Consider the following 23,729-nt stretch of genomic DNA (forward strand, 5'->3'; position numbering starts at 1 on the left):
TGTATACTTTGTCCGCCATCTCTGTATCCGTCATGATCGTCGCAGGGTTTGAGTTCACAAGCACCACTTCATAGCCCTCTTCTTTTAACGCTAAACAAGCCTGTGTGCCAGCATAATCAAACTCCGCTGCCTGACCGATGATGATTGGACCTGATCCGATGACTAAAATCTTTTTGATGTCTACGCGTTTTGGCATACTTCTTCCCCTTCTTTCTCTGTTGTATGAATCATTTCCATGAACTCGTCAAATAAGTAGTTCGCATCTTCTGGACCTGGTGATGCTTCTGGGTGATACTGCACTGTGAAGGCTGGTGCTTTTTTATGTTTTAATCCTTCAATCGTCTTGTCGTTTAAAGCGATATGCGTCACTTCAAGTAAGTCTTCGTTGATGGAACTGACAGTGTAGCCATGGTTTTGTGAAGTCAGTGTCACTTTCCCTGTGGCAAGTTCTTTGACTGGATGATTGGATCCTCTATGCCCAAACTTCATTTTTTCTGTGCTTGCGCCGCACGCAAGAGCAAATAACTGATGCCCAAGACAGATGCCAAAGAGTGGTACCTGTCCAATCAATTGCTGAATCATGTCAACAGCTTCTGGTACATCAACTGGATTTCCAGGGCCATTTGAAAGCATAAGTCCGTCTGGCTTTAGCTGAAGCACTTCATCTGCTGTGATGTTGTATGGCACCACGATGACATCACAGTCACGCTTATTAAGCTCGCGCAAAATGCCATGCTTCATGCCAAAGTCCACAAGCACAATTCTTTTTCCTCTTCCTGGGCTTGGATACGCATTTTTCACAGACACTTGACTCACTTGATTCGTCGGCAGGTCTAGTGTTTGAAGGCGTTTCACAATGTCGTCTATTGGTTCATCAGGTCTCGCAAAGGCCCCTCTTAGCGTTCCTGCACTTCTAATCATTCTTGTCAGTTTACGTGTATCAATTCCACTAATCCCCGGTATGTTTTTCATTTTCAAATATTCGTCGAGCGAGTAGGAAGAGCGCCAGTTTGAGGGCATGTCACAAAGCTCTTTCACAATCAGCCCCTTGACAAACGGTGTGATCGATTCAAAATCATCACGGTTGATGCCATAGTTGCCTATGAGCGGGTATGTAAGTGTGACAATTTGTCCGCAATAGGATGGATCAGACAAGATTTCTTGATAGCCCGTCATGCCTGTATTAAAGACAACTTCTCCAACTGACGGTTCCAAGCTTCCAAAACCTGTTCCTTCGAATACTGTTCCGTTTTCTAGCACTAAGCGTCTCTTCATTTTACTAGTCTCCCCTCTTCATAAACGACGTTTCCAGATGCAAGCGTCATGACCGGCCATCCTGATACAGTCAATTTGTCAAACGGTGTATTTTGTCCTTTAGATAAGAAAGTTTTTTTGTCTATGGCCATTTCCTTATTTAAATCAATGAGTGTGATATCCGCTACTTGACCCGTTTCTAGCTTTCCGTATGGAAGAGAAAATGCTTCTGCTGGTTTAATGGTCATAAAATCAATGAGTTCTTTTAATGTCCACTCCCCTGTTTTAACAAAGCGTGTGTAGAGCAACGGAAAGGCTGTTTCTAGTCCTACAATTCCAAAAGGTGCACGCTGCATCGTCTCTTGCTTCTCTTCTTCAGTATGCGGGGCATGATCTGTTGCGATGAAATCGATGGTTCCATCAATCAGCCCTTCGATTAATGCCTCACGATCTTCTGCGCCTCTTAGCGGAGGATTCATTTTGAAATTGGTATCAAGACCCGGTATGTCTGTGTCACATAAAAGCAGGTGATGTGGCGAAACTTCTGCTGTGACACGAATCCCTGCCCTCTTGGCATCACGTACGACGCGTACAGATTCTTTTGTACTAATATGACAGACATGATAATGACAGTTTGCCGCTTCTGCTAATAGCACATCTCGTGCGATATGCACCGATTCACAAATTGATGGAATGCCGTTTAACCCATTTGCTTGAGAAAACGCTCCTTCATGGACACACCCTTGATAAATAAGGGAGTTATCCTCACAATGCGCCACAATGGCTTGATTTAAACTGGCTGCTTTTTTCATTGCTTCATACATCATTCCAGCTGTTTGCACACCAACACCATCATCCGTAAAGGCGAACGCTCCCGCTTCTTTTAAAGCTGCAAAGTCTGTCATCTCTTCACCAAGTTGTCTTGTTGTAATCGCAGCATATGGCAACACTCTGATGCTTGACGTTTCTTCAATTCGCTTCATGAGCCATTCCATTTGCTCTTTTGTATCCGGAACTGGTCGTGTATTTGGCATGGCTGCGATCGTTGTATATCCACCTCTTGCCGCTGCTTTAGATCCTGTTTCAATCGTTTCTTTTTTCTCACCGCCTGGCTCTCTTAAATGCACGTGCAAATCAATGAATCCTGGGGAGACCAATAGCCCCGCAGCATCAATCACCTTTTCACCGTCTTTTCTATCTAAGTGACCAATCGCTTGAATCATTTCTCCTTCTACCCGTATATCCTGCTGCACTCTTTCGCCTGTGCTAGTTAAGACAAAACCGTTTTTAATGAGATATGACATAAACAGAATCTCTCCCTTTTTGTTGTAGTCTACTTGTTTGAAAAGCTCTTCTTAAGACGGCCATTCGAATATACACACCGTTTTCCATTTGCTTAAAGATTCTAGACTGCTTTGATTCCACCAAAGAGTCATCGATTTCAACACCTCGATTAACTGGTGCTGGATGCATAATAATCGCGCGCTCTTTCATCATTTTGGCTCGTTCTACAGTTAAGCCATAGGTCGCTAAATAATCTTGATTAGCTACTTTTTCTGTATGTCTCTCATGCTGTATTCGGAGCAGCATGACCACATCCGATCGTTTGATGGCTTCATCTACTTCGACATATGTCCCATGAGGGTTTTGTTCATCTTGGAAGTCAGCTGGACCAGAAAAAAGTACAGTTGCTCCTAGCCTTGAGAGGACTTCTGCATTCGACCTTGCGACTCTACTATGTTTGATATCACCATGGATCGACACGGTTAAGCCTTGAAAATCCCCAAACTCTTCATATATGGTCATTAAGTCGAGCAAGGATTGTGTTGGGTGCTGACCGCAACCATCTCCGGCATTAATAATTGGAATACCGACCTGACCGATCAAATCCTCATAGTATGCATCGGTACCATCCCGAATGACACATGCTTTGACGCCAATGGACTCAAGCGTTTTGACCGTATCACAGAGCGTCTCTCCCTTTTGAACAGAAGTACTGACGGCGTCTAAATTCAGCACATTCATCCCAAGCTTTTTTTCGGCTACCTCAAAGCTAAAGCGTGTTCTTGTGCTTGGCTCGAAGAAGAGATTTGCCACAAATTCTCCGGTTAAGGCATGATCTTGTTTGCCATGCTTTAACGCGGTCGCTTCCTCGATGAGCTGAAAAATATCTTCCTTAGACAAACTAAACATTGTCGATAGATGATTCATATGTTCTTCCCCCTCTAGTTTTTCATCACTTTCAGGTTCAAAAAAACCCTAAGCCTTGGCAGCTTAGGGTTCTCTAAAAGAAGCAGCGGCACCCCTGTGCACATTCTGCTCATTTAGAACCCTTGTCAGCCTCACTGGACTTCTTTTAAAAGGTTTTCTTTATTCAATTCATTTGGCTCGTCTTCTTCTGCTTTCGATTGTGGCAAGATGAGATTTAACAAGACACCAGTAATCGCAGCGAGTGCCATTCCAGATAAAGTGAGGTTGATTTGTTTCACTTCAATGAATGCCCCACCAATTCCGATGACTAAGATGACTGAAGCAATAATCAGGTTACGTTTCTCCTCAAAGTTGACTTTATGATCAATCAGGATTCTCAGACCACTCGAGGCAATGATTCCAAAGAGGAGGAATGAAACGCCTCCCATCACTGCGGAAGGGACTGTACTGATTAATGCTGAAATTTTCCCGACAAAGCCGAAGCTGATTGCTAACACTGCGGCTCCACCGATAACAAAGATACTAAACACTCTTGTGATGGCAAGAACACCAATGTTCTCACCATAAGTAGTTGTAGGTGGTCCGCCAATCAATGAAGCAAAGATGGTGGCGGCACTGTCACCTAAGATAGAGCGGTGAAGTCCTGGTTTTTTGATAAAATCTTGACCTACTACTTTACTCAACACCACTTGGTGACCAATATGCTCTGACATGGTGACAAAGGCAACCGGTACCATCACAGTGAGAATGCTTAATGTCACAGCAGGCGTATAGTCGACAAACGGTACGACGAAGTCTGGTACGGCAAACCATTTTGCGTCAATCACTGGTTGGAATTGAACGATGCCTTGTGTTAAGGCAAAGAGATACCCACTTATAATGCCGATTAATACTGGAATAAGACTTAGGAATCCTCTTAGAAAAATCATGCTAATAATAGTGACAGCTAGTGTAAATCCAGCAACACTTAAGTGTTTGATGCTATAGACCAGTTCAGATGCATTTGGATCAACGTACATCGCCATGTTGACGGCTGTTCCGGCTAACCCAAGTCCAATGACCATGATCACTGGCCCTACAACAACTGGCGGGAGAAGTTTCATCAACCAGCCTGTGCCTAACCATTTAATAAACAAGGCGATGAGTGCATAAGCGACACCTGCCATAAAAGCTCCTACCATGGCGGCTCCTGGACCGCCTGATGCTTTCACATTCAGAATGGGCGCAATAAAAGCGAAGGAAGACCCTAAATACGCCGGTATTTGTCCTCTCGTAATAATGAGATAAACGATCGTTCCTACACCACTTGAGATGAGCGCAACAGCTGGACTCATATCAATGATTTTCGGTACAAGGATGGTTGCGCCAAACATGGCAAACAAATGCTGAAGGCTAAGGGAAAGCCATGTGAACGGTTTTGGTATATCTCGAATGCCTAAATTGGCTTTTTGATGACTCATGATTTTTCCTCCTAGATGTATGTATGTTTTGATGAAAAAAGCCTCTTTGCGGGTATACGCAAAGAGGCCTAGAAAACCGTACACAAATGGTGTAAGTCGGTGTCTCTGTTATTGCCCTCTTTGCAAACTCACTGGAATGCCATTAAAAAGGTTATTTTTCATATATAGCGACTAAGTCCTTTTGATCGACTTCGACCACCTGAACCATCACTTTTTCTGCTTTTGATGTCGGAATATTTTTGCCAATATAATCAGCTCGAATCGGTAGTTCTCTATGTCCTCGATCGACAAGTACCGCGAGTTGAATGGAAGATGGTCTTCCTACATCGACAAGTGCGTCCATGGCCGCTCTGACTGTTCTACCTGTAAACAAGACATCGTCCACGACAATCAGTGTTTTGTCATTGATATCAGCTGGAATGTCTGCACCCTTTACAAGCGGGTCTTGGTTGTCTGTCTTCTTTGTCAAGTCATCTCGGTATAGCGTAATATCCAGTTCCCCTACTGTGACTGGGTTCCCTTCAATTTGCTCAATGCGCTCTGCAAGTCGTTTGGCAAGATGAATGCCTCTTGTCTTAATCCCAGCAAGGATGACATCATTCATCCCCTTATTCCGCTCAATCATTTCATGTGCGATACGGGTAAGCGCTCGTCTAATCGCTTGTTCGTCAAGAATGACTGCTTTTTGTTCCATCTCATTCACCTCTTTTGACAAATAAAAAGCCCCTTCTGCAAAGGGCAGAGAGGGGCGTTCCTTTGTGCATACACATACACAAATTGATCCGTCATCCTTCTCAGCCTCTCTGGACTGTTTTAAAGAATCTCAATTTCTTTGTTCATTATTTCAAAAAAAGCACTGTCTGTCAATCGTTATTTCTTAATGAATCGATAAAAGCTTGCATATCGTCTGGAATCGGCGCGGAGAATTCCATGTATTCCCCTGTTCTTGGATGATCAAATCCTAATACGCCGGCATGCAGCAATTGGCCATTGAAATCAACCGTTTTTCTCGGACCGTATTTCGGATCTCCTGCAAGTGGAAAGCCAATATATTTCATATGGACACGGATTTGATGCGTTCGTCCAGTTTCTAGACGGCACTCTACAAGGCTAAAATCTGTAAAGCGCTCAATGACGTCAAAGTGCGTGACCGCTTGCTTCGCATTTTCTTTTGTGACTGTCATGCTTTGACGGTCTTTTTTGTCACGGCCAATCGGCGCATCAATCGTTCCTGTATCATGCTGAATGATGCCGTGGACAACCGCGATATATTTTCTCGTCACCGTCTTGGCCACCAATTGATTCACAAGTGATTCATGCGCCAAATCATTTTTAGCAACCATTAACAGCCCTGACGTATCTTTATCAATGCGGTGGACAATTCCTGGTCGCATGACGCCATTAATGCCTGATAGGTCCGTACAATGTGCCATTAGACCATTAACAAGCGTTCCAGACACATGACCTGGGGCTGGATGAACGACCATTCCTCGTGGTTTATTCACCACAAGCACATCTTCATCCTCATAATAAATATCCAAATCCATCGCTTCCGCTTCTACATCCAATGCTTCTGGATCTGGAATCTCCACTTTGATTTGATCTCCGGCTTGAACTTTGTAGTTTGCTTTGACTTGTTTCCCGTTCACTTCGATCTGTCCATCTTTTACCCATTGTTGGACTTGGGTTCTTGACCATTCGGGTTCGGTTGTGCTTAAAAATTTATCAAGCCGTTCACTCGTTTGTTCTTCTGAAACGGCAATGTTTATTTGATTCATGTAGTTGACTCCTTATTTTTCTTTCCATCTAACAGCATTTGAATGAAGAGCAGAATGACCCCTACACATAGAGCGGAATCTGCAATGTTAAAGATTGGATAGTGATAATCCCCAAATACGAAATGGGCAAAATCTACGACCTCTTGACGGAAAATACGGTCGATAAAGTTTCCAATCGCTCCACCTAGCATTAAAGCTAGCGCCACTCCAAGCAATTTGTCGCTTTTTCCGTGTTTCTGCAAATAATAAATAATCCCCGCAATGACGATCAGTGTGACGACATAGAAAAACCACATTTGTCCTTGAAGTATTCCCCATGCGGCTCCTGAATTTCGATGGGACGTAATATAAAAGAATCCGTCAATGACTGGGATGGATTCTCCGAGCATCATATTTTTGACAATAAGCCATTTTGTTAATTGATCTAAACAAATCATAACGAATGCGATTATGTAATAGAACACACATGTTCCTCCATCTTCATACTTTGGTCTTTAAGCATTTTATCAAGAAAACAGGTAGGAGTAAAGAAACTTTAGTTGACACATAAAAACCTCCCTACATGTGGAAGGTTTCAAAATGAGCGTCATGTGGTTCATGCGGATAAGGTGTGAATGTTTTTTTCTCGTACTGCTTATGGAAGATAAAGTCGTCTGTCGTGCGGGCTGTAGGGAGTATACTCATTTGCGCGAGCGGGATTGGATGACCTGTTGTCTCACATATGCCATACGTTCCTTGCTCCATTTTGGCAAGGGCTAGGGACACATCTTGCAGTTCTTCTTTTATATGATATAGGAGTGTGGTCGTTTTGGTTGGATTCATGTTGACATGTTCAGCGGGTGAACGAAATGATGCATATTCGAACAGTTTAGATTGCAGCTCTTCTTTCATTTGAAGGAGTTCCATGTAAATCGTCTGTAGATCGCCATTCATGTCGCTTCTCAACTCCTACCCTGTCGTGATAATCATATTGTTGCCTCTCCAGTTGACTTTAAAGCCATAAGATTTTTCCTTTCGTTCTAAACGCTGTCATTTTCGAACATAGAAAAGCGCCCCGCAATATGCAGGGCGCTTATTGGTGATGTCGCAGCGTTAATTTTGGTAATATTTCTCCACGATTTCAGCATTTTTAAGCGACAATGTTGGGTATTTCGGATTTGCACCGACGTCTTTTGAAATAATGCGAGAACGTTCACACAGTTCTCCTTCTGCTTTTTGAACCACAATACGTCCTGAAGTGTATTCAGGCGCAGATGCATCTGCATTCTTTTGATCTTCTACAGTGAATTCTGAGATGATAAAGAGTTGCTTCACATCTTCTTTAATGGATGAGAGAAGGTCTTTCACTTCATCTGTCGCATAAAGGGTGACATCTGCTTCAAGCGAACGCCCGATGACTTTTTCATTACGCGCAATTTCTAGTGCTTTTAGAACATCATCGCGCACTTCCATGAAGCGGTCAAATTTTGCCTCTGTTGCTTCTGCTTGAGGAACAGAAACTCCTTCTGGCATATCTGTTAACTGAACACTTGGCTCTTCTACAAAAGTTAAGTGGCTCCATAATTCATCTGCTGTATGCGGAAGAATTGGGGCAGTCAGTTTTACTAACGCCATTAATGTTTCGTAGAAGACCGTCTGCATGCTACGGCGATCTGGATGATCTGCATGCTCGATGTATACAACATCTTTTGCAAAATCAAGATAGAATGAGCTGAGTTCAATCGTACAGAAATTATGAATCGCATGGTAAACGACAGCAAATTCATATTCGTCATAAGCTTTTTTCACTTTATCAATCAGTTTGTTCAGCTTAATTAAGATATACTGATCAACTTCACGAAGCTCCTCAACTGGCACTGCATTTACTGCTGGGTCAAAATCAAACAAGTTACCATGCAAGAAGCGGAATGTGTTACGAATTTTTCGATATACTTCTGCTACTTGTTTCAAAATATCATCAGACACTGGGTGATCCGCTTGGTAATTGACTGAAGAAACCCATAGTCTGAGAATTTCAGCACCTAATTGTTTAGCTACCTTCGTTGGGTCAATCGTATTCCCTAAAGACTTACTCATTTTTCGGCCTTCTTTATCAAGCGTAAAGCCGTGACTTAGCACACCTTTATATGGCGCTTTGCCAGTAACAGCAACCGCTGTTGATAAGGAAGAGTTAAACCAACCACGATATTGGTCAGATCCTTCAAGATAAAGGTCTGCTGGACGGACAAGGTCTTCTCTTTCTTCTAAAACGGCTTGGTGGGAAGAACCTGAATCAAACCAAACATCCATAATATCTTGCTCTTTTGTAAATTCGCCATTTGGGCTTCCTGGATGCGTAAAGCCTTCTGGCAATAATTCTTTTGCTTCTTTTTCGAACCAAATATTCGAACCGTGTTTTCTAAACAATTGAGAGACGTGCTGAATGGTTTCATCTGTGATAATCGGCTCACCATTTTCCGCATAGAACACCGGAATTGGTACACCCCACACACGCTGTCTTGAAATACACCAGTCACCTCTGTCACGCACCATGTTAAACAGGCGTGTTTCACCCCATGCTGGAACCCATTTTGTTTCTTTAATATTATCTAATAATGCTTCTCTAAAGTCTTTAATAGAGGCAAACCACTGAGCTGTCGCACGATAAATGGTTGGCTTTTTCGTTCTCCAATCATGTGGATACGAGTGTGTAATAAAGTCGAGCTTTTTCAGTGCACCTTTTGCTTCTAGCTGTTCTGTGATCGCTTTATTCGCATCATCATAGAATAGTCCTTCAAATCCAGGTGCTTCTTCTGTCATCACACCTTTTTCATCTACAGGACAAAGGACATCCAACCCGTATTTCATGCTGACAATAAAGTCATCTTCCCCGTGACCTGGCGCTGTGTGTACACATCCTGTACCAGCATCTGTTGTCACATGATCACCAAGCATGATCAGTGAATCTCGATCGTACAGTGGATGCGCTGCTACGATGTTTTCTAAGTCTTGTCCTTTTACCGTCTTCACGACTTCATACTCTTCGAAACCTACTGTTTTCGCCACTTGTTCAACAAGATCGGATGCGACGACATATCGATTTTCTCCAACTTTCAGGACAGAGTACTCAAGGTTTGGATGAACACAAATGCCAAGGTTTGCAGGAATCGTCCAAGGTGTTGTTGTCCAGATGATGAATTGCTCTTCATTTTCAAGTACGCCTTTTCCATCTTTCACTTTAAAAGCAACATAAATAGATGGTGAGCGCTTATCTTTATACTCAATTTCCGCTTCAGCTAGAGCTGATTCACTTGATGGCGACCAGTTAACCGGCTTAAGTCCTTTGTAAATATAGCCTCTCTTCGCCATTTCACCGAATACAAGGATTTGCTGTGCTTCGTATTCAGGCTTTAATGTCACATATGGATTATCCCAGTCTGCTCTTACACCTAGTCGTTTAAACTGATTACGCTGACCTTCGATTTGTTTCCACGCATACTCTTCGCAAAGTTTACGGAATTCAGCTGTCGACATTTCTTTTCTTTTGACTTTTTTATTTTTCGTAAGGGCTGTTTCAATTGGTAAGCCGTGTGTATCCCAGCCCGGTACATACGGTGCATGGAAGCCACTCATTGACTTAAAACGGACGATAAAATCTTTTAAGATTTTATTGAGTGCGTGTCCCATATGGATATCACCATTCGCATATGGAGGTCCATCATGCAAAATAAAGGTCGGACGTCCTTTTGTCCGCTCTAACACCATTTGATAGATGTCTTTTTCTTCCCAATTCTCTTGAATTTCAGGCTCTTTGTTTGGTAAATTCCCTCTCATTGGAAATTCTGTTTTCGGCATTAATAAGGTGTCTTTGTAGTTCATACCCATTCCTCCACATGCAAATTCTTTTAAAAAACAATAAAAAAAGCCCTCTCATCCCATAAGGGACGAGAAGGCTTATCTCGCGGTACCACCCTTTTAGACAAACGATATAAAATAATCGCTTATCCACCTTAAAATCGTAACGTGATTAGACGCCTTTTCTTACTGATTGGTTTCAGAAAAGGAACTAAAGGGGTGATCTCATTGCAGTGTTTCGTAATGTCAGGCTTCCACCATCCCTGATTCGCTTGATTACGTATCATACAACTGCGAGTGTCCCTTTCGAACGTTTGTCTCTTGTTAATTTATGATGGTATTATATGCAACTTGTGCATGTCATGTCAAGATGATGCGCTTATTCTTTTTCGTCAAAGACAGCGTCAACTTCATATTCTAGTAAATGATCCCAGTCATCATTTTTCAGAAGATCAAGCTGGGCTTCGATCAGCATTTGGAATCGTGTTCTGAAAACTTTCGATTGTTTCTTCAATTCTTCAATTTCCATCGCAATCTTTCTTGATTTTGATAGCGCTTCGTTGATAATACGGTCTGCGTTTTTCTCCGCTTCACGAATAATTAATTTCGCTTCTTTATCTGAATGACGTTTCACGTCTTCAGCTGCTTCCTGCGCCACAAGAATAGATTTGTTCAAAGTTTCTTCGATCGTCGCAAAATGACCAAGTCGCTCATCTAGCTCGTTTACTTTCTCTTCAAGCTCATTCTTTTTGCGAAGTACAATTTCGTAATCTTTACGTACTTGGCTTAGAAACTCGTTTACTTCGTCTTCGTCATAGCCACGAAAACTTTTTGTGAACGTTTTATTATGAATATCATTAGGTGTTAATGGCAACCTCGCCACCTCCAGATTCAAGTTCGTTATGTCAGAAGCTCAAATGTTACTTTAAATTTATCTTTCTTTGTCTTCCCATCAATCGTTTTTAAACAAAAGCGACCAAAACCTCGAACTGAGAGCTGATCACCTTCTTCAATCGTAAAGGAAGGATCTTCAGTGACTTTCCAGTTGACTTTCACAAGACCATTTTTGACCAAAAGCTGCGCCTTTTGCCGCGACTGCCGGCTAACAGCAGCACAAACAGCGTCTAGCCTCAAAGAGGAAATCGTATCTTCCTTGATGCTCGTCTCGCTGATGACAGGTTTGATATCCGTCTGGCGGATTTCTTCCAAAGAGACTGCCGCTCTGCCTACATGTGTCAGCTGCGCTCGAACAAAATCGGCAACATCGCTTGTACAAATAAATTGTACACATTCCTCAGAAAATATGAGATCCCCGAATTTTTGACGTTTCAATCCAGTTCCGATGAGTGATCCGAGAAGCTTCGGGTGTTCTATGGAAATAAACTTTTTCGCATAGTTAACCTGAAAATAAGTGAGCTCAAAATCCTCAAAGGACGGTGCCAAATAATCTGGATAGATCATAGCCCTTTTGCGCTCAGCCTCATCATACCCACCAAAAAACATGATCCCAAGCTCATCTGAATGTTGGATCACAGATTGGGTAATAAACTGCTCACGCGGATCTAGAAAGTCTGTTAATTTCAACCGGTATTGATCGAGTGCGATTTTCTTCCAACCTAACACTTGATCAACAAATGGTTGTTCGTCTTTTCTAAAATGTTGATAAATATCGCTCATTTTGTTCCCCTTTTATGTAAAAGAGCTTGGCAGAGACCAAGCCCGGGATTCTGTCTACATGAAACGGGCAAGCATTTGAGAAAGCCCCGTTATCCCGAAATTTTTAGCAAAATTCAGCACGAGAATTGCCACGATCGGTGAAATGTCAATCATGCCGATTGGCGGGATCATTCGACGGAATGGTTCTAAATAGGGTTCACATATCGACGTCAAAAAGCGGCCAATGGATGTTTCTCTAGCTGATGGTACCCAAGACATAAAAATGTAAATAATGAGCGCGAATGAGTAAATCGTTAAAACTGTTTCTAATATATCTAAAATGTAGTATAGAATCACTTTACTTTACCACCTCTGAGGTTCTTCCTCTGCCATCAGCTCTGATATGGTGCCAGATACATCGACGTTATCAGGTGTGCAAAGAAATATATTCGAGCCAATCCGTTGAATATCTCCACCGATTGCATAAACAGTCCCGCTTAAGAAATCGATAATTCGTTTTGCTTGATCATGTTGAATGCGCTGCAAATTAACGACAACTGCACGTCTGTTTTTAATATGGTCTGCAATCTCCTGTGCTTCTGCATAAACACGCGGCTCACTTAAGACCACTTTAGAGGATTTCTGCACGCTTTGCAAGCTGACCACGTTTTGCTTTCCTGCTTGTGGGCGCTCTTGAAATGCTGCTTTTTCTTTTGTCGCCTTTTCTTCTTGGACAGGTTCTTTTTCTTCATCAATATATTCGTATTCATACTCTTCATCGTCGAGTGTAAAAAAGCTTTTAAACTTATTTTTAATGCTCATGTCACGCACCTCCTGTTTCATTTCCAACAAGTGAAGAGCCAATCCGAACAAATGTCGCGCCTTCTTCAATTGCAATTTCAAAATCGTTTGACATGCCCATCGATAAATGCTGACAAGGTGCATTTACTTGGTGAAGTTGTTTGATCTCTTCTTGAAGATTTTTTAATGTTTTAAAGCATTGGCGAATCACCGTTTGATCATCTGTATATGGGGCCATTGTCATCAGTCCAGCGATTTCGATGTGTGTGAAATCGGCAAGCTGTTGAACAAATGGTATGACCTCTTCGCTCTTTAAACCATGTTTTGATTCCTCAAGCGATGTGTTCACTTGAACAAAACAGCGAACCGTATGATCCGCTCGTTTCTCAATTTCCTTCGCTAGAGACATTCTATCAAGTGAATGTAAGAAATCAATTGACTTGATGACAGACTTCACTTTTCTCGTCTGTAAACTACCGATGAAGTGCCAGCTAATGTTTTCATCGGTCATCACAGCCTGTTTTTCAAGTAGCCCATTGTCACGATTTTCACCAAAATGGGTAATACCTGCTTCTTTCGCTTCGATTGCACGGTCGATCGAGACATATTTTGTCACCGCAACGATTGATACATCTTCACGGTTTCTTCCTGCTCTGTTACATGCTTCGTTTATTTGTTCATTTATTCGTCTAAGATTCTCTCGAACATTCAATTGTCATTATGCCTCCTTAAACCCGACAAAAGACATCATACGTCCTGTTTTTCCACGATCACGCCGATGAGAGAAGAAAAGATCATCATGACAGCTTGTGCACAGCGAACTCACTTGTATGTTTTCCTCTTTCACCCCAGCGTGAAGCAATATGTTTTTGTTTAATGTGTTTAAATCCATGTTGTATTGTCCTGATGATATCTCGGAATACACTTCCTCTGTTGGACAAGGAAGCTTCTTCACTTGATCCACGACAACATCATCGACTACGTAGCAACAGCTGCCAATCGACGGTCCAATGACGACCTGTATTTGATCGATTGCCACACCTTCTTCACTACGCCAAATGTCCACCATTTTTGCACCAATTTGCTTGACAGTTCCTTTCCAGCCAGCATGAGCTGTTCCAATTAGTCCAGCTTGAGGCGCGAGGAAATAAAGCGGAACGCAGTCAGCGAAACAAAGAGCGAGCATGATATTAGGCTCTGACGTATATAAACCATCAGTTCCAGGTAAGGCATCATGATAATGACGACTCCCTTTTCCTTTGTGCTCTTTGGTCACTTTTATGATGTGATCCTCATGTGTTTGGTCAGCAAACACCCATTCAGAGAGTGGTACAGCAGATTCTTCTGCTATGACTTGACGATTCCTGTTCACATGTGAAGCGTCATCTCCTACATGGAGTCCAGTATTCAGTGATTGATATGAATCAAGGCTACATCCGCCATTTTTTGTCGTGAAACCGGCCAAAACCTTTTGACGACCTGAACATGTCATGTTCGTCCAATCATGAATCGCCATTGCATAAGGCGCTTTCTGCTGAAAGGGGTCATATATGTGTGTCAAAGCTGCCTCCCACCTTTCACTCATCTCTCTTTATATCGCTCCTATTTTACCACAAGACATACATAGACAGTTAGTGGGATTCATTAAATAATACACTCAAATGTGCCCTTTCTACAGGTTTTTTTGAAAATTGATATGAAAACGTAATCTTTTTAACCAAAAAAGACATCGTTTGCTAAGATTGGAGAAATTTGATAGAGGAATTGTTGTTATGTAGACAATCGGACAAGAATCACATCTTCGCCAATTTTGACTATATTTCGCCACGGGACGACCATTTCCTCCTCTTTACCGAAAAAACCCATCATTTTACCTGTACCACCAATAATAATGGCTTGAATTTTACCACTCGTCACATTAATATCAATGTCTCCAATTGTACCTAGTTTTTTACCGCTGGATACATCGACAACATCCTTGATTTGAAATTCAGAGATACTCATCATCTTTCCTTCCCCGCCTTTCGTTTTCTACTATAATGTGTATGTTGGAAAAGCAGGGACACATACCATTAGTTTCTCTTATCTATAATTTACTTAAATGAGGACGTCCATTCCTCCACATGACTTCCACCGAACAACCAAAGAAAGAAGACAGCGTGCTACTTGTCATCATCTGCTTTGTTTTCCCTTTTAAGAAAACCTCCCCTTCTTTTAATAATAAGGTATGCTGAAAAATTGGCAGAATTTCTTCAGCATGGTGCGTCGTATAAAGCAGAGTTGGCGTATCAGGCTTTGATGCAATCATCGAGATGGTCTCTAGCACCTGTTCTCTCGCTAAAAAATCTAGGCCCGTCACAGGTTCATCCAAGATCAAAAGCTCCGGTTCATTCATTAAAGCCCTTGCGATCAGCACTTTTTGTTTCTCTCCTTGTGAGAGGGTATCATATGTGCGGTTCGCATATTGAAATAACCCGAATGCTTTTAATAGGTCAATTGCTTTTTCTCTCATATCATCTGTCGGAGTTTCATAAAGTCCGATGGAAGCAAACGCACCGCTAAGTACAATTTCAAATGCATGATCTTCTCTGTGCAGTTTCTTTTCGAGGCCTGCTGAAATGAGTCCAATTTTCTTCCTAAGCGTTTCGCCAAGAACGCCCTTGCCAAAAACATGTCCTAATACGGTCATCTCACCCGACGTTGGAAAATAGTACGAGCACAGCATATTTAATAAAGCGGTTTTCCCAGCACCATTTAACCCATACAGTACCCAGTGTTCCTGCTGATTCACCTGCCAATTGATATGACGAAGTAACCAATTCCCATTGCGTTTTAATGAAACATCCTTTAAGTCAAGTGACACAATGCTTTCCCCCTGATCAAAGATTTTGAATATACAAATAATAACGTTTACAGCATATCGCACATACTTCCTTCGGTAAACTCCACGAAAAAAAACTGCTCCTTTTTAGGAACAGCTTTTCTATTATTATGAAATTTCAATACGGACGCCTTCTTCTATGTCAGGAAACGTGTGCGGAGAGGCAAAAACAGCTCCTGGTAATACGTCATCAAACGGTTCCCTGAAGTAAATCGAAATGTGACCAAGTTCTTTAAAGTTGTCGTTTGCTTTATTGCCGAGTGCTGTAATGGTGTACGTTTGATCTCCCACTCGAATCGTTCCGCCCAGTTTCAGTGGTTCTTCTTCTACATGTTCAAACTCATGAATGACAGACATATCCCTTAATTCCTGCGGTGCAGCTGGTCCGAATAAAACAATCAACTGATCTTCTTTAAATTGCGGGACTAATATCCCAATTTCTTTTACAATCGTTTGTGTCACCATATTTCTTCATTCCTCCTTAGAATTAATACATTCCGAAGCTTGCCACGTACGCGATCACTACAGAAAGAACCCCTGTAATCAAACGGCTATACAAAACAGCTGGTACCCCGTATTGTACGGTTTCCGGTTTCGCTTCTCCTAGTGATAGCCCAACAGGAATAAAGTCACATCCGACTTGACCGTTGATCGCAAATAAGGCAGGTAGGGCAAATTGTGGTGGAATATGACCGAGTGCAATTTGACTCCCAATGAGAACACCGATAACTTGGGCAATGACTGCTCCTGGTCCTAACACAGGTGATAAGAACGGTAATGTACAAACCACAACGAGTAGCAATAGCCCCCAAATAGATCCTGCTAGAGGTGATAAGAACTGGGCGATGAAATCGCCAATCTTTGTATAATTGATAATGCCAATTAACATACTGACAAATGCCATAAATGGAATGATGTTTTTCAAAAGCATCTCAACAGAATCACGACCCGCTTGATAGAACGTACCGGTTACTTTTCCGATACCTCTTGAGAACCTCATCAAGAAACTCCCTTTTTCCTGACGCTCGAGATTTTCCTGTTTGAGCTTTGAATACGTTTCTTTGAAATTCTCTTTGTCGATCGACTCACTGCTGTCTTGATCCCCTATGTTCCCCTCATCATCCGTTGCGTTTGCGAAGGTTACCTCTTTTTCCGTCACACCTGAAACAAAGATATCTTCAGTAATATGTTTTGCAAGCGGTCCAGAAGGAGAGGATGCCAACACATCTACGGTTGGAATACGCTTCATCGGGTAAAGTCCAATTCGTGCAGTTCCTCCACAGTCAATGACAACACACATCATTTCATCTTCTGGTATAGAATTCTTAAAACCGTCACATGCTTCTGTCCCTGTCATTTCTGCAATTTTACGAGCCACTGGGTGAATGCCTCCCCCAGTGATGGAAACGACCTTACGCTTTTTACCAGTTGGTTCAATCTCCAAGCCTATTCCCCATCCGCCAGCACCTTTAGCAACAAATACTTTGTGGTTTGTCATGTGTACCCCTCCCTCGTTATGAATTCGCTTTCATTTTTGCAGCTAAGTACTTTGTAATCCATTCTGTGATGATCCCACGTAGCAATATAATCACAATCCCGACTAAAAAGTAGCGAACCGCTAGCTCTGACATCGAATAGCCAGCTTCTTTAATCCCGTTTGCGATGCCGATGTAGACAAACAATTCGCCCGCATTCGCATATGGAAACAATGATGTGACCGGATGAACAAATGAAACAGCTGAATCATAGAATGCTGGTTTCTGCTTTTCAGGTAAGAAGCGACCAAACGTGTAAGCCATTGGGTTTGTCAAAATCAAGATTGATAAGATTGGCATTAACGTATAGCGTAAAAGGGTATATTTTGCTGCAAATTGGATCGCTCGATTCACGCGCTCTTCCCCAATAAACTTCATGACCGCATAGGTGAAAGTAAGTAACACAATCAGAGTTGGAACGATACCTGTCATAAGACCCATAAACTGCTTCCCACCGGCTTCAAACATTCCGATAAAATGCTCTCCAAACCATTGAATCCATTCCATGTTTCATCTCCCCTTTCTTTAGTTCACATTTGTTATTTTGTTTTTCGAGATGGAGACCAGCGCCTGCTCTGCTGCCATTGAAATCGCTCGCAAGACAGCAGGACCTTTTTTGCGCTTTTTCCATGTTTGCTTCATCAAATGGTGCTCATCGAGTACAGTCCCTACATGCTTGCCTTCATATGAAGATAGGTCTTTGAATTTGGACAACATGGATATTCCGCCAAGTACATGACATTTTTGAATAATATACGATTCATCCACAATGATGAGCGCAATGGCCCCTGGTCCAAATTTGCGCCGCTCCATTCCTGAAAATAAATGATAGCCTTGCTTGCCTTTATAGTCATCAATCAATGAATCCATGCTTTTACGGTAGTACTTGATTTGAATAAAGGATAAGCCGTATTGCACAATCAGAATGATACAAAGTACAATTGCTAATTTCTCCATACCCACACATCCTTATGATTGAAATAGATGCTCTTGTAATGAGCGCAATTTCCACACCGTTGTGTTTGAATCTAGTTCCACATCATCATGAGATAGGAATTGTCCTAATGTGATGTCTTTTTTCGCTACAACTTTTCCGCTAATTAAACCAATTGGAATGTGACCGTTCGTTTTCATGTCTTGATGTGTTTCAAGGACCCCTCTCACAGAGTATCCCCCAATGCCATCAAGGGTCTCTCCTGCTTTGATGTCTCTTTTCGCCACAGCTACTGTTTCTGAAACCGGTACACCGATCGGGTGAATGGATGAATCATGCTGTAAGACCGCTTTGGCAATGGTTACTGGTGTTTCAAGACTTGCTAAGTGGAATGGACGGTAAAGCGTGTAGTGAGGACCTTTTCCCACTTTTAAATACCGAAGTTCTTCATCGACTGGCATTAAGTCACTTTTGACGATGACGAACACACCTGGGGCAAGTCCATTGACATATTCCACCACACCGAATTGATCAAGCACACCACCATTTTGTTTTTGATTTAATAGATCAGCTACATTATCTAAATTCGCGGCTACACCGTGCATGCCAACTTTATCCGGCAAAAGACCTGTCGCATTACTTAATAAGTTCATTTCAGCCATTGTTTTTGTGCCATCCTGAAACGCCGCCAGCATATGTGCACTCATTTGTTTTTGATCTGCTTCTGCTTTACATGTATCTGGATTTGCTTCTGGGAAAAATGGGTTGTTCTTCCCTTTCCCTGCTACCAACACTTCAAGTCCCATCGTTTTGGCAAATTCATATAATTCGAGTGTTGCGGCTGGTTCGTCTCCGGCTGATCCAGAGTAAACGAGCCCTGCATTTGTAAATAATTTGTGCATCACTAATCCGATGGTAATATCGACTTCTACATTTAAAAGAACGAGATGTTTTTTTGAGTTAAGCGCTTCCAAAGAAATGTTTGCGCCAACTTCTGGTACGCCAGTTGCATCTACCACTACTTCAACGTGATCTGATTGGATGACTTCTCTATAATCATTTGTAACCACCATTGGATGAGGCTTCGTATGTTGTTTGTAAAAGTTCGCTGCTCTTTCAGCGGCATCAAGATGAATATCACAAACACCAGCGACAATCATGCCAGGAATATTAGAGATTTGTGAAATGAGTCCAAATCCCATTTGCCCTGCACCAATTATTCCTACCTTGATGGGTTCCCCGCTCCGCTCTCGCACTAACAATTGTTGATAAATTGACATCGAAATCATCCTCTCCGTTTTTCTTTTGTCATACTAGATTGCTAGAAAAAAATCTGAAAATATTAACAAATGTTATAAAAATTAACAAAAATCTGTATTTCGTAACATTTGTTATTTGTTTTATCATTTGTTATGACCTAGTTTATATGATGTGTCAACTTTGTGTCAAGCTAAAATCGATAAAATTTTCAGCAAATTTAAGTGAAATAAAAAAAACTACCTAACGGATGAGGTAGTTACTTTAATAAGGCATCTCCAGTTTGTTCATCTGTAATTAAAACATGAATTAATCCACCCTTTAAGACGGCACGGATGGCTTCAATTTTTTCTTCTCCTCCTGCAACACCAATGACAAGCGGAATTTCTTTCAGCTTTTCCGGGCTGATGCCCATCACACGATCGTTCCAAGGATGAGGATGTGGTTCTCCGTTATGATTAATAAAATTATAGCAAATGTCACCAGCCACATCTTCCGCTTGAAGAATGTCCTCCTCATCCATTGTCATATAGGATTTCACCATGGTCGAGTGCTGCGGAACACCGCCAATGCCAACAACAGCAATATTCGACCTTTCTCCACGTTCAATCACTTTATGAATAGACGGCTGCCTCATGAGGACTTCCTTTGCTTCTTTCGTATCTAGCATGACAGGAACATGTAAAAACTCACATTTTGATTTAAGGGCTTCCGTACATCGTGCGATAATATAATTGGCATGGATGTCGACATCTTCATTCCCGACTCCGCCGACTAGAGGAACAAATGTGACAGACGGAAAAGGCTGGACGGAAGAAATCGCCTTTGCCATTTCATGTAATGTGGTCCCAGATGAGAGCCCGACCACCTGACCATCTTTTATGACCTTTAATAAAAAGCCAGCTGCCGCAGCACCAATTCGGCTTTTGGTTGCTTCACGGCTAAGAGATTCTACGCATACGACTTCGCGCAATCCGTATTTCCGCTCTATTTTTCTTTCTAACGACCCATATTGTTGATTCACTTCATCATGAATAATGATTTCCACGATCCCTGCTTCACGTGCTTTTGCCAAATATTTCGATATCAATGAACGGCTTACGCCTACCGCTTCTGCAATTTTAGATTGAGTCGCGCCTTCTTCATAATACATGTGTGCAACTTTAATGAGCAGTCTTCGTTCATCATGGAATGTCATACTAACCCTTCTTTCTGCTAATGTCTCCCTTAACAAATGATATATCGAATAACATATGTTAGAAACAGATTATATGAAAAAAATAACAGAGTCAACACTACGAGTGCTTTGATTTCGATGAATTAAAAAAGCCCCAGCATCATCTGGTGGCTTTAAAAAATGTTTTTATTCATTTGTTTGATGGCTGCCTTTTCGAGCCTTGATACTTGTGCTTGAGAAATGCCGATTTCTTCTGCGACTTCCATTTGTGTTTTTCCTTGGAAAAAGCGTTTGCGAAGTATCATTTTTTCTCGATCATTCAATCGACGCATCCCTTCTTTTAATGCCAATTCTTCTACCCATTGTGTGTCTTTGTTCCGATCATCACTAATTTGATCCATCACATAAATCGGATCTCCTCCGTCATTATAAATCGGTTCAAATAGCGAAACAGGATCTTGAATGGCATCAAGGGCAAAAACAATTTCCTCATGAGGCACTTCCAGCACTTTGGCGATGTCTTCAGCCGTTGGCTCCTTGCTTGTCTCACTGATTAACTTCTCACGGACTTGAAGTGCTTTGTACGCAATATCTCTTAGTGAGCGAGACACCCGAATGGGATTATTATCACGCAAGTATCGACGGATCTCTCCTATAATCATAGGAACCGCATAAGTTGAAAATCTGACATTATGGCTTAAATCAAAATTATCAATTGATTTCATTAATCCAATACAGCCTACTTGGAAAAGATCATCAACATACTCGCCTCTGTTGTTAAAACGTTGGATCACACTTAACACCAACCGTAAATTGCCATTGACTAGCTTTTCTCTTGCTGTATCGTCACCTTCGTCTTGCAGCTGTCTGAATAATTTTCTCATCTCTTCGTTTTTCAGAACAGGCAATTTGGAGGTGTCGACTCCGCAGATTTCCACTTTATTTCTGGACACTTTTTTCCCTCCCTACAGGAGCTGTTGTACAAAGTTCAGTATCTCCGTGGGTTGGAAAAATATGCACGAGTGAAATAGAGAAACAGGCGAAAAAAGGCCGATCCCTTTGACAGCATTGGGACAGAGCTTTCTAAAAAATTTTTTAGACCATTTTGTTAAATTCTTTTTGTAATCGTTTAATAATTCTTTTTTCAAGGCGTGAAATATAGGACTGAGAAATGCCTAGCATATCAGCGACATCCTTTTGGGTTTTTTCTTCTCCACCGACTAAACCAAACCTAAGTTCCATAATCTGTTTCTCACGGTCATTTAATTGCTCAAGTGCTTTTTTTAGTAATTTCTTATCGACATTTGCTTCGATATCCCGAGTAATAATATCATCATCTGTTCCGAGAACATCTGATAATAAAAGCTCATTGCCATCCCAGTCGATGTTCAGCGGCTCATCAAATGATACTTCTGAACGAATTTTATTATTTCGGCGTAAATACATTAAAATCTCATTTTCGATACACCGAGAGGCATATGTCGCCAGTTTGATTTTTTTCTCTGGATTAAATGTATTGACTGCTTTGATCAAGCCAATGGTGCCAATACTAATTAAATCTTCAATGTTAATGCCCGTGTTTTCAAATTTTCTAGCGATATAGACGACTAAACGTAAATTTCTTTCGATGAGAATGGCTCTTGCTGTTTGATCACCCTTCGGCAGTTTGACAAGCAATTCTTGTTCTTCATCTTTCGATAATGGCGGCGGTAGTGCCTCACTTCCACCAATATAATAAATTTCATCACTCTTCAGCCCTAGCTTCATGAGAAGTTTATACCAGTAGTAAGTCAGTTTAAATTTTAATTTTTTCATCTTCTTCTCCCTTCTAAATATCAAGTTAAGCTCGTAAGATAAGAGACAACACAAAAAACACTAGGACACGTCTTGTATGATCTTCCCATCCAACATGTCTGGATGAATAATTGATTGAAACTCTTGATCTGCTGATAATCCACTTAGGCTCATGCCAACAAAACATTTCGATGGCTGGATCATCTGTTTTTTTGAATAAATCACGACCGCATCTGGCTTTAAGCATAGAAGAAAGCCGTGATCATGCCCGACAGCTCGATATGGAACAAGTCTTAAACGATCAAGAAGTGGAAATTGTTCATCAAGCTTCTGTAACACTTCAACAGGATGACACTGTTTCATTAATGCTAAAAAGGGTTCTCCACATACAGATGATAACTGCTCAAGCTGCACGATCATGACAGGCGTTTTTGTGATCGGATCATATAGCTGATTGCCTGAATCAACAAGCCCCTTTAATCGGATGGTCTCTCCATTGATGTGTATGTCAACCATCACTTGTTCATCAAACTGCCTCTTCTTGATGCCCACCTCTCCTAATCTTTTCTTTGAAAATAGCCAAATGGCCGGAAAACCAGTTAAGACGAAAAGCCAGCTAATGGGATCACCGAACCCATCATTTTGTGAAAGGAATAGTCCATCTTGGATGACAGTATTGGTTTGCAAAAATGAATGTACACCCATCATGCCTCCCCCCATCAAAAATGTCACAAAATAAAAAGTGAATAGATGTTGGAAAAAGGTACGAAATCGTTGAAAACCGAATGTCGCAAGCACAATAAAGACAGAAAACAGGAGTTTTCCTAAAGGGTGCGACACAAACAGGGCAAATGGCGTGAAAAGCAAAAGCACAATGCTCGATCCAATCAGAGCTCCTAATATATATCGCCTTTTTTTCACTTGTCGTTTGAGAATAAATGCAGTGAGTAAGAGTAGCAATAGATCAAAACAAAAGTTTAACAGCCAGATCACGTCTAAATATATGACCACCTTCTGCTCCTTTCATCTGAAACAGAGAATCAAAAGCAGTACTTGCACTTGTTTGTACCAGTATAAAACAGTCATCAGAAGAAAGTCTGTCAATTCTTGTTAGCAATGATAGAGAACTTTTGGAGGATTGTTATTGTTTTTGTCGA

The 23,729-nt window shown here is 41.6% G+C and carries 27 protein-coding genes and 1 other annotated feature; all 27 genes read right to left on the reverse strand.

The annotated features are described in order from the left end of the window. Window positions 1–196: hypothetical protein (locus AB1K80_RS01675; RefSeq protein ID WP_412854890.1), on the reverse strand; the 196-nt coding region annotated here is incomplete at its 3' end. Continuing rightward, on the reverse strand, window positions 181–1,275 hold the full coding sequence (locus AB1K80_RS01680; RefSeq protein ID WP_412854891.1) for a carbamoyl phosphate synthase small subunit: 1,095 nt from the start codon (window positions 1,273–1,275) through the stop codon (window positions 181–183). The genes AB1K80_RS01675 and AB1K80_RS01680, both read right to left, overlap by 16 nt. Further along, window positions 1,272–2,558: a dihydroorotase gene (locus AB1K80_RS01685; RefSeq protein ID WP_412854892.1), complete on the reverse strand. Its 1,287-nt coding sequence runs from the start codon at window positions 2,556–2,558 to the stop codon at window positions 1,272–1,274. The genes AB1K80_RS01680 and AB1K80_RS01685 overlap by 4 nt, the downstream gene beginning before the upstream one ends. Further along, the gene (locus AB1K80_RS01690) at window positions 2,542–3,465 is read right to left on the reverse strand and encodes an aspartate carbamoyltransferase catalytic subunit (protein WP_412854893.1); all 924 of its coding nucleotides are present in this window, start codon (window positions 3,463–3,465) and stop codon (window positions 2,542–2,544) included. Before AB1K80_RS01690 ends, AB1K80_RS01685 begins: the two co-directional genes overlap by 17 nt. A 131-nt stretch (window positions 3,466–3,596) precedes the next feature. Beyond that, entirely contained in the window at window positions 3,597–4,925 is a 1,329-nt protein-coding gene (locus AB1K80_RS01695) for a solute carrier family 23 protein (RefSeq protein WP_412854894.1), read from the reverse strand. A gap of 151 nt (window positions 4,926–5,076) precedes the next feature. Beyond that, window positions 5,077–5,619, reverse strand: coding sequence for a bifunctional pyr operon transcriptional regulator/uracil phosphoribosyltransferase PyrR (gene pyrR, locus AB1K80_RS01700; protein ID WP_412854895.1), 543 nt, complete (start codon window positions 5,617–5,619; stop codon window positions 5,077–5,079). Between the two features lie 169 nt (window positions 5,620–5,788). Beyond that, window positions 5,789–6,703: an RluA family pseudouridine synthase gene (locus AB1K80_RS01705; protein WP_412854896.1), complete on the reverse strand. Its 915-nt coding sequence runs from the start codon at window positions 6,701–6,703 to the stop codon at window positions 5,789–5,791. Further along, window positions 6,700–7,167, reverse strand: a complete 468-nt coding sequence (lspA, locus tag AB1K80_RS01710) for a signal peptidase II (RefSeq protein ID WP_412854897.1) — start codon at window positions 7,165–7,167, stop codon at window positions 6,700–6,702. The genes AB1K80_RS01705 and lspA overlap by 4 nt, the downstream gene beginning before the upstream one ends. A gap of 94 nt (window positions 7,168–7,261) precedes the next feature. Next, window positions 7,262–7,636 (reverse strand): TraR/DksA family transcriptional regulator, encoded by a 375-nt coding sequence (locus AB1K80_RS01715; RefSeq protein WP_412854898.1) that lies wholly within the window; start codon window positions 7,634–7,636, stop codon window positions 7,262–7,264. 159 nt (window positions 7,637–7,795) lie between these two features. Further along, window positions 7,796–10,561: an isoleucine--tRNA ligase gene (gene ileS, locus AB1K80_RS01720; protein WP_412854899.1), complete on the reverse strand. Its 2,766-nt coding sequence runs from the start codon at window positions 10,559–10,561 to the stop codon at window positions 7,796–7,798. 58 nt (window positions 10,562–10,619) lie between these two features. Further along, window positions 10,620–10,857 (reverse strand) — a binding site (T-box leader). Between the two features lie 59 nt (window positions 10,858–10,916). Beyond that, window positions 10,917–11,411: a DivIVA domain-containing protein gene (locus tag AB1K80_RS01725; protein ID WP_003211323.1), complete on the reverse strand. Its 495-nt coding sequence runs from the start codon at window positions 11,409–11,411 to the stop codon at window positions 10,917–10,919. A gap of 26 nt (window positions 11,412–11,437) precedes the next feature. Further along, complete coding sequence (locus AB1K80_RS01730; RefSeq protein ID WP_412854900.1) at window positions 11,438–12,214, reverse strand: RNA-binding protein; 777 nt, start codon at window positions 12,212–12,214, stop codon at window positions 11,438–11,440. A 54-nt stretch (window positions 12,215–12,268) separates the two neighbouring features. After that, a complete protein-coding gene (locus AB1K80_RS01735) occupies window positions 12,269–12,550 on the reverse strand; it encodes a YggT family protein (protein ID WP_412854901.1) in 282 nt (93 codons plus the stop codon). 6 nt (window positions 12,551–12,556) lie between these two features. Continuing rightward, window positions 12,557–13,015 carry a cell division protein SepF gene (gene sepF, locus AB1K80_RS01740; protein WP_412854902.1) on the reverse strand — a complete coding sequence of 153 codons (459 nt, stop codon included), beginning with the start codon at window positions 13,013–13,015 and terminating at the stop codon, window positions 12,557–12,559. Between the two features lies 1 nt (window position 13,016). Further along, window positions 13,017–13,706 (reverse strand): YggS family pyridoxal phosphate-dependent enzyme, encoded by a 690-nt coding sequence (locus tag AB1K80_RS01745; protein ID WP_412854903.1) that lies wholly within the window; start codon window positions 13,704–13,706, stop codon window positions 13,017–13,019. Between the two features lie 6 nt (window positions 13,707–13,712). Further along, a complete protein-coding gene (pgeF, locus tag AB1K80_RS01750) occupies window positions 13,713–14,579 on the reverse strand; it encodes a peptidoglycan editing factor PgeF (protein WP_412854904.1) in 867 nt (288 codons plus the stop codon). 185 nt (window positions 14,580–14,764) lie between these two features. Beyond that, a complete protein-coding gene (locus AB1K80_RS01755; RefSeq protein WP_412854905.1) occupies window positions 14,765–15,001 on the reverse strand; it encodes a YlmC/YmxH family sporulation protein in 237 nt (78 codons plus the stop codon). A 79-nt stretch (window positions 15,002–15,080) separates the two neighbouring features. After that, window positions 15,081–15,857: an ABC transporter ATP-binding protein gene (locus tag AB1K80_RS01760; RefSeq protein ID WP_412854906.1), complete on the reverse strand. Its 777-nt coding sequence runs from the start codon at window positions 15,855–15,857 to the stop codon at window positions 15,081–15,083. Window positions 15,858–15,983: 126 nt separating this feature from the next. Beyond that, complete coding sequence (locus AB1K80_RS01765) at window positions 15,984–16,340, reverse strand: PTS glucitol/sorbitol transporter subunit IIA (RefSeq protein ID WP_412854907.1); 357 nt, start codon at window positions 16,338–16,340, stop codon at window positions 15,984–15,986. A gap of 22 nt (window positions 16,341–16,362) precedes the next feature. Then, window positions 16,363–17,373 carry a PTS glucitol/sorbitol transporter subunit IIB gene (locus AB1K80_RS01770; RefSeq protein WP_412854908.1) on the reverse strand — a complete coding sequence of 337 codons (1,011 nt, stop codon included), beginning with the start codon at window positions 17,371–17,373 and terminating at the stop codon, window positions 16,363–16,365. A 16-nt stretch (window positions 17,374–17,389) separates the two neighbouring features. Continuing rightward, on the reverse strand, window positions 17,390–17,917 hold the full coding sequence (locus AB1K80_RS01775) for a PTS glucitol/sorbitol transporter subunit IIC (protein ID WP_412854909.1): 528 nt from the start codon (window positions 17,915–17,917) through the stop codon (window positions 17,390–17,392). Between the two features lie 18 nt (window positions 17,918–17,935). After that, entirely contained in the window at window positions 17,936–18,367 is a 432-nt protein-coding gene (locus AB1K80_RS01780) for a transcriptional regulator GutM (RefSeq protein ID WP_412854910.1), read from the reverse strand. Between the two features lie 12 nt (window positions 18,368–18,379). Further along, the gene (locus tag AB1K80_RS01785) at window positions 18,380–19,624 is read right to left on the reverse strand and encodes an NAD(P)H-dependent oxidoreductase (protein WP_412854911.1); all 1,245 of its coding nucleotides are present in this window, start codon (window positions 19,622–19,624) and stop codon (window positions 18,380–18,382) included. A 236-nt stretch (window positions 19,625–19,860) separates the two neighbouring features. Continuing rightward, window positions 19,861–20,799 carry a sugar-binding transcriptional regulator gene (locus AB1K80_RS01790; protein ID WP_412854912.1) on the reverse strand — a complete coding sequence of 313 codons (939 nt, stop codon included), beginning with the start codon at window positions 20,797–20,799 and terminating at the stop codon, window positions 19,861–19,863. 152 nt (window positions 20,800–20,951) lie between these two features. Further along, complete coding sequence (sigG, locus tag AB1K80_RS01795; protein ID WP_412854913.1) at window positions 20,952–21,731, reverse strand: RNA polymerase sporulation sigma factor SigG; 780 nt, start codon at window positions 21,729–21,731, stop codon at window positions 20,952–20,954. A 142-nt stretch (window positions 21,732–21,873) separates the two neighbouring features. After that, window positions 21,874–22,593 carry an RNA polymerase sporulation sigma factor SigE gene (gene sigE, locus AB1K80_RS01800; protein WP_007499746.1) on the reverse strand — a complete coding sequence of 240 codons (720 nt, stop codon included), beginning with the start codon at window positions 22,591–22,593 and terminating at the stop codon, window positions 21,874–21,876. Window positions 22,594–22,653: 60 nt separating this feature from the next. Next, window positions 22,654–23,583, reverse strand: coding sequence for a sigma-E processing peptidase SpoIIGA (spoIIGA, locus tag AB1K80_RS01805; RefSeq protein ID WP_412854914.1), 930 nt, complete (start codon window positions 23,581–23,583; stop codon window positions 22,654–22,656). Between the last annotated feature and the right edge of the window lie 146 nt (window positions 23,584–23,729).

Source organism: Bacillus sp. 179-C3.3 HS (genome assembly GCF_047229225.1).
Taxonomy (GTDB): Bacteria; Bacillota; Bacilli; order Bacillales; family Bacillaceae; genus Bacillus.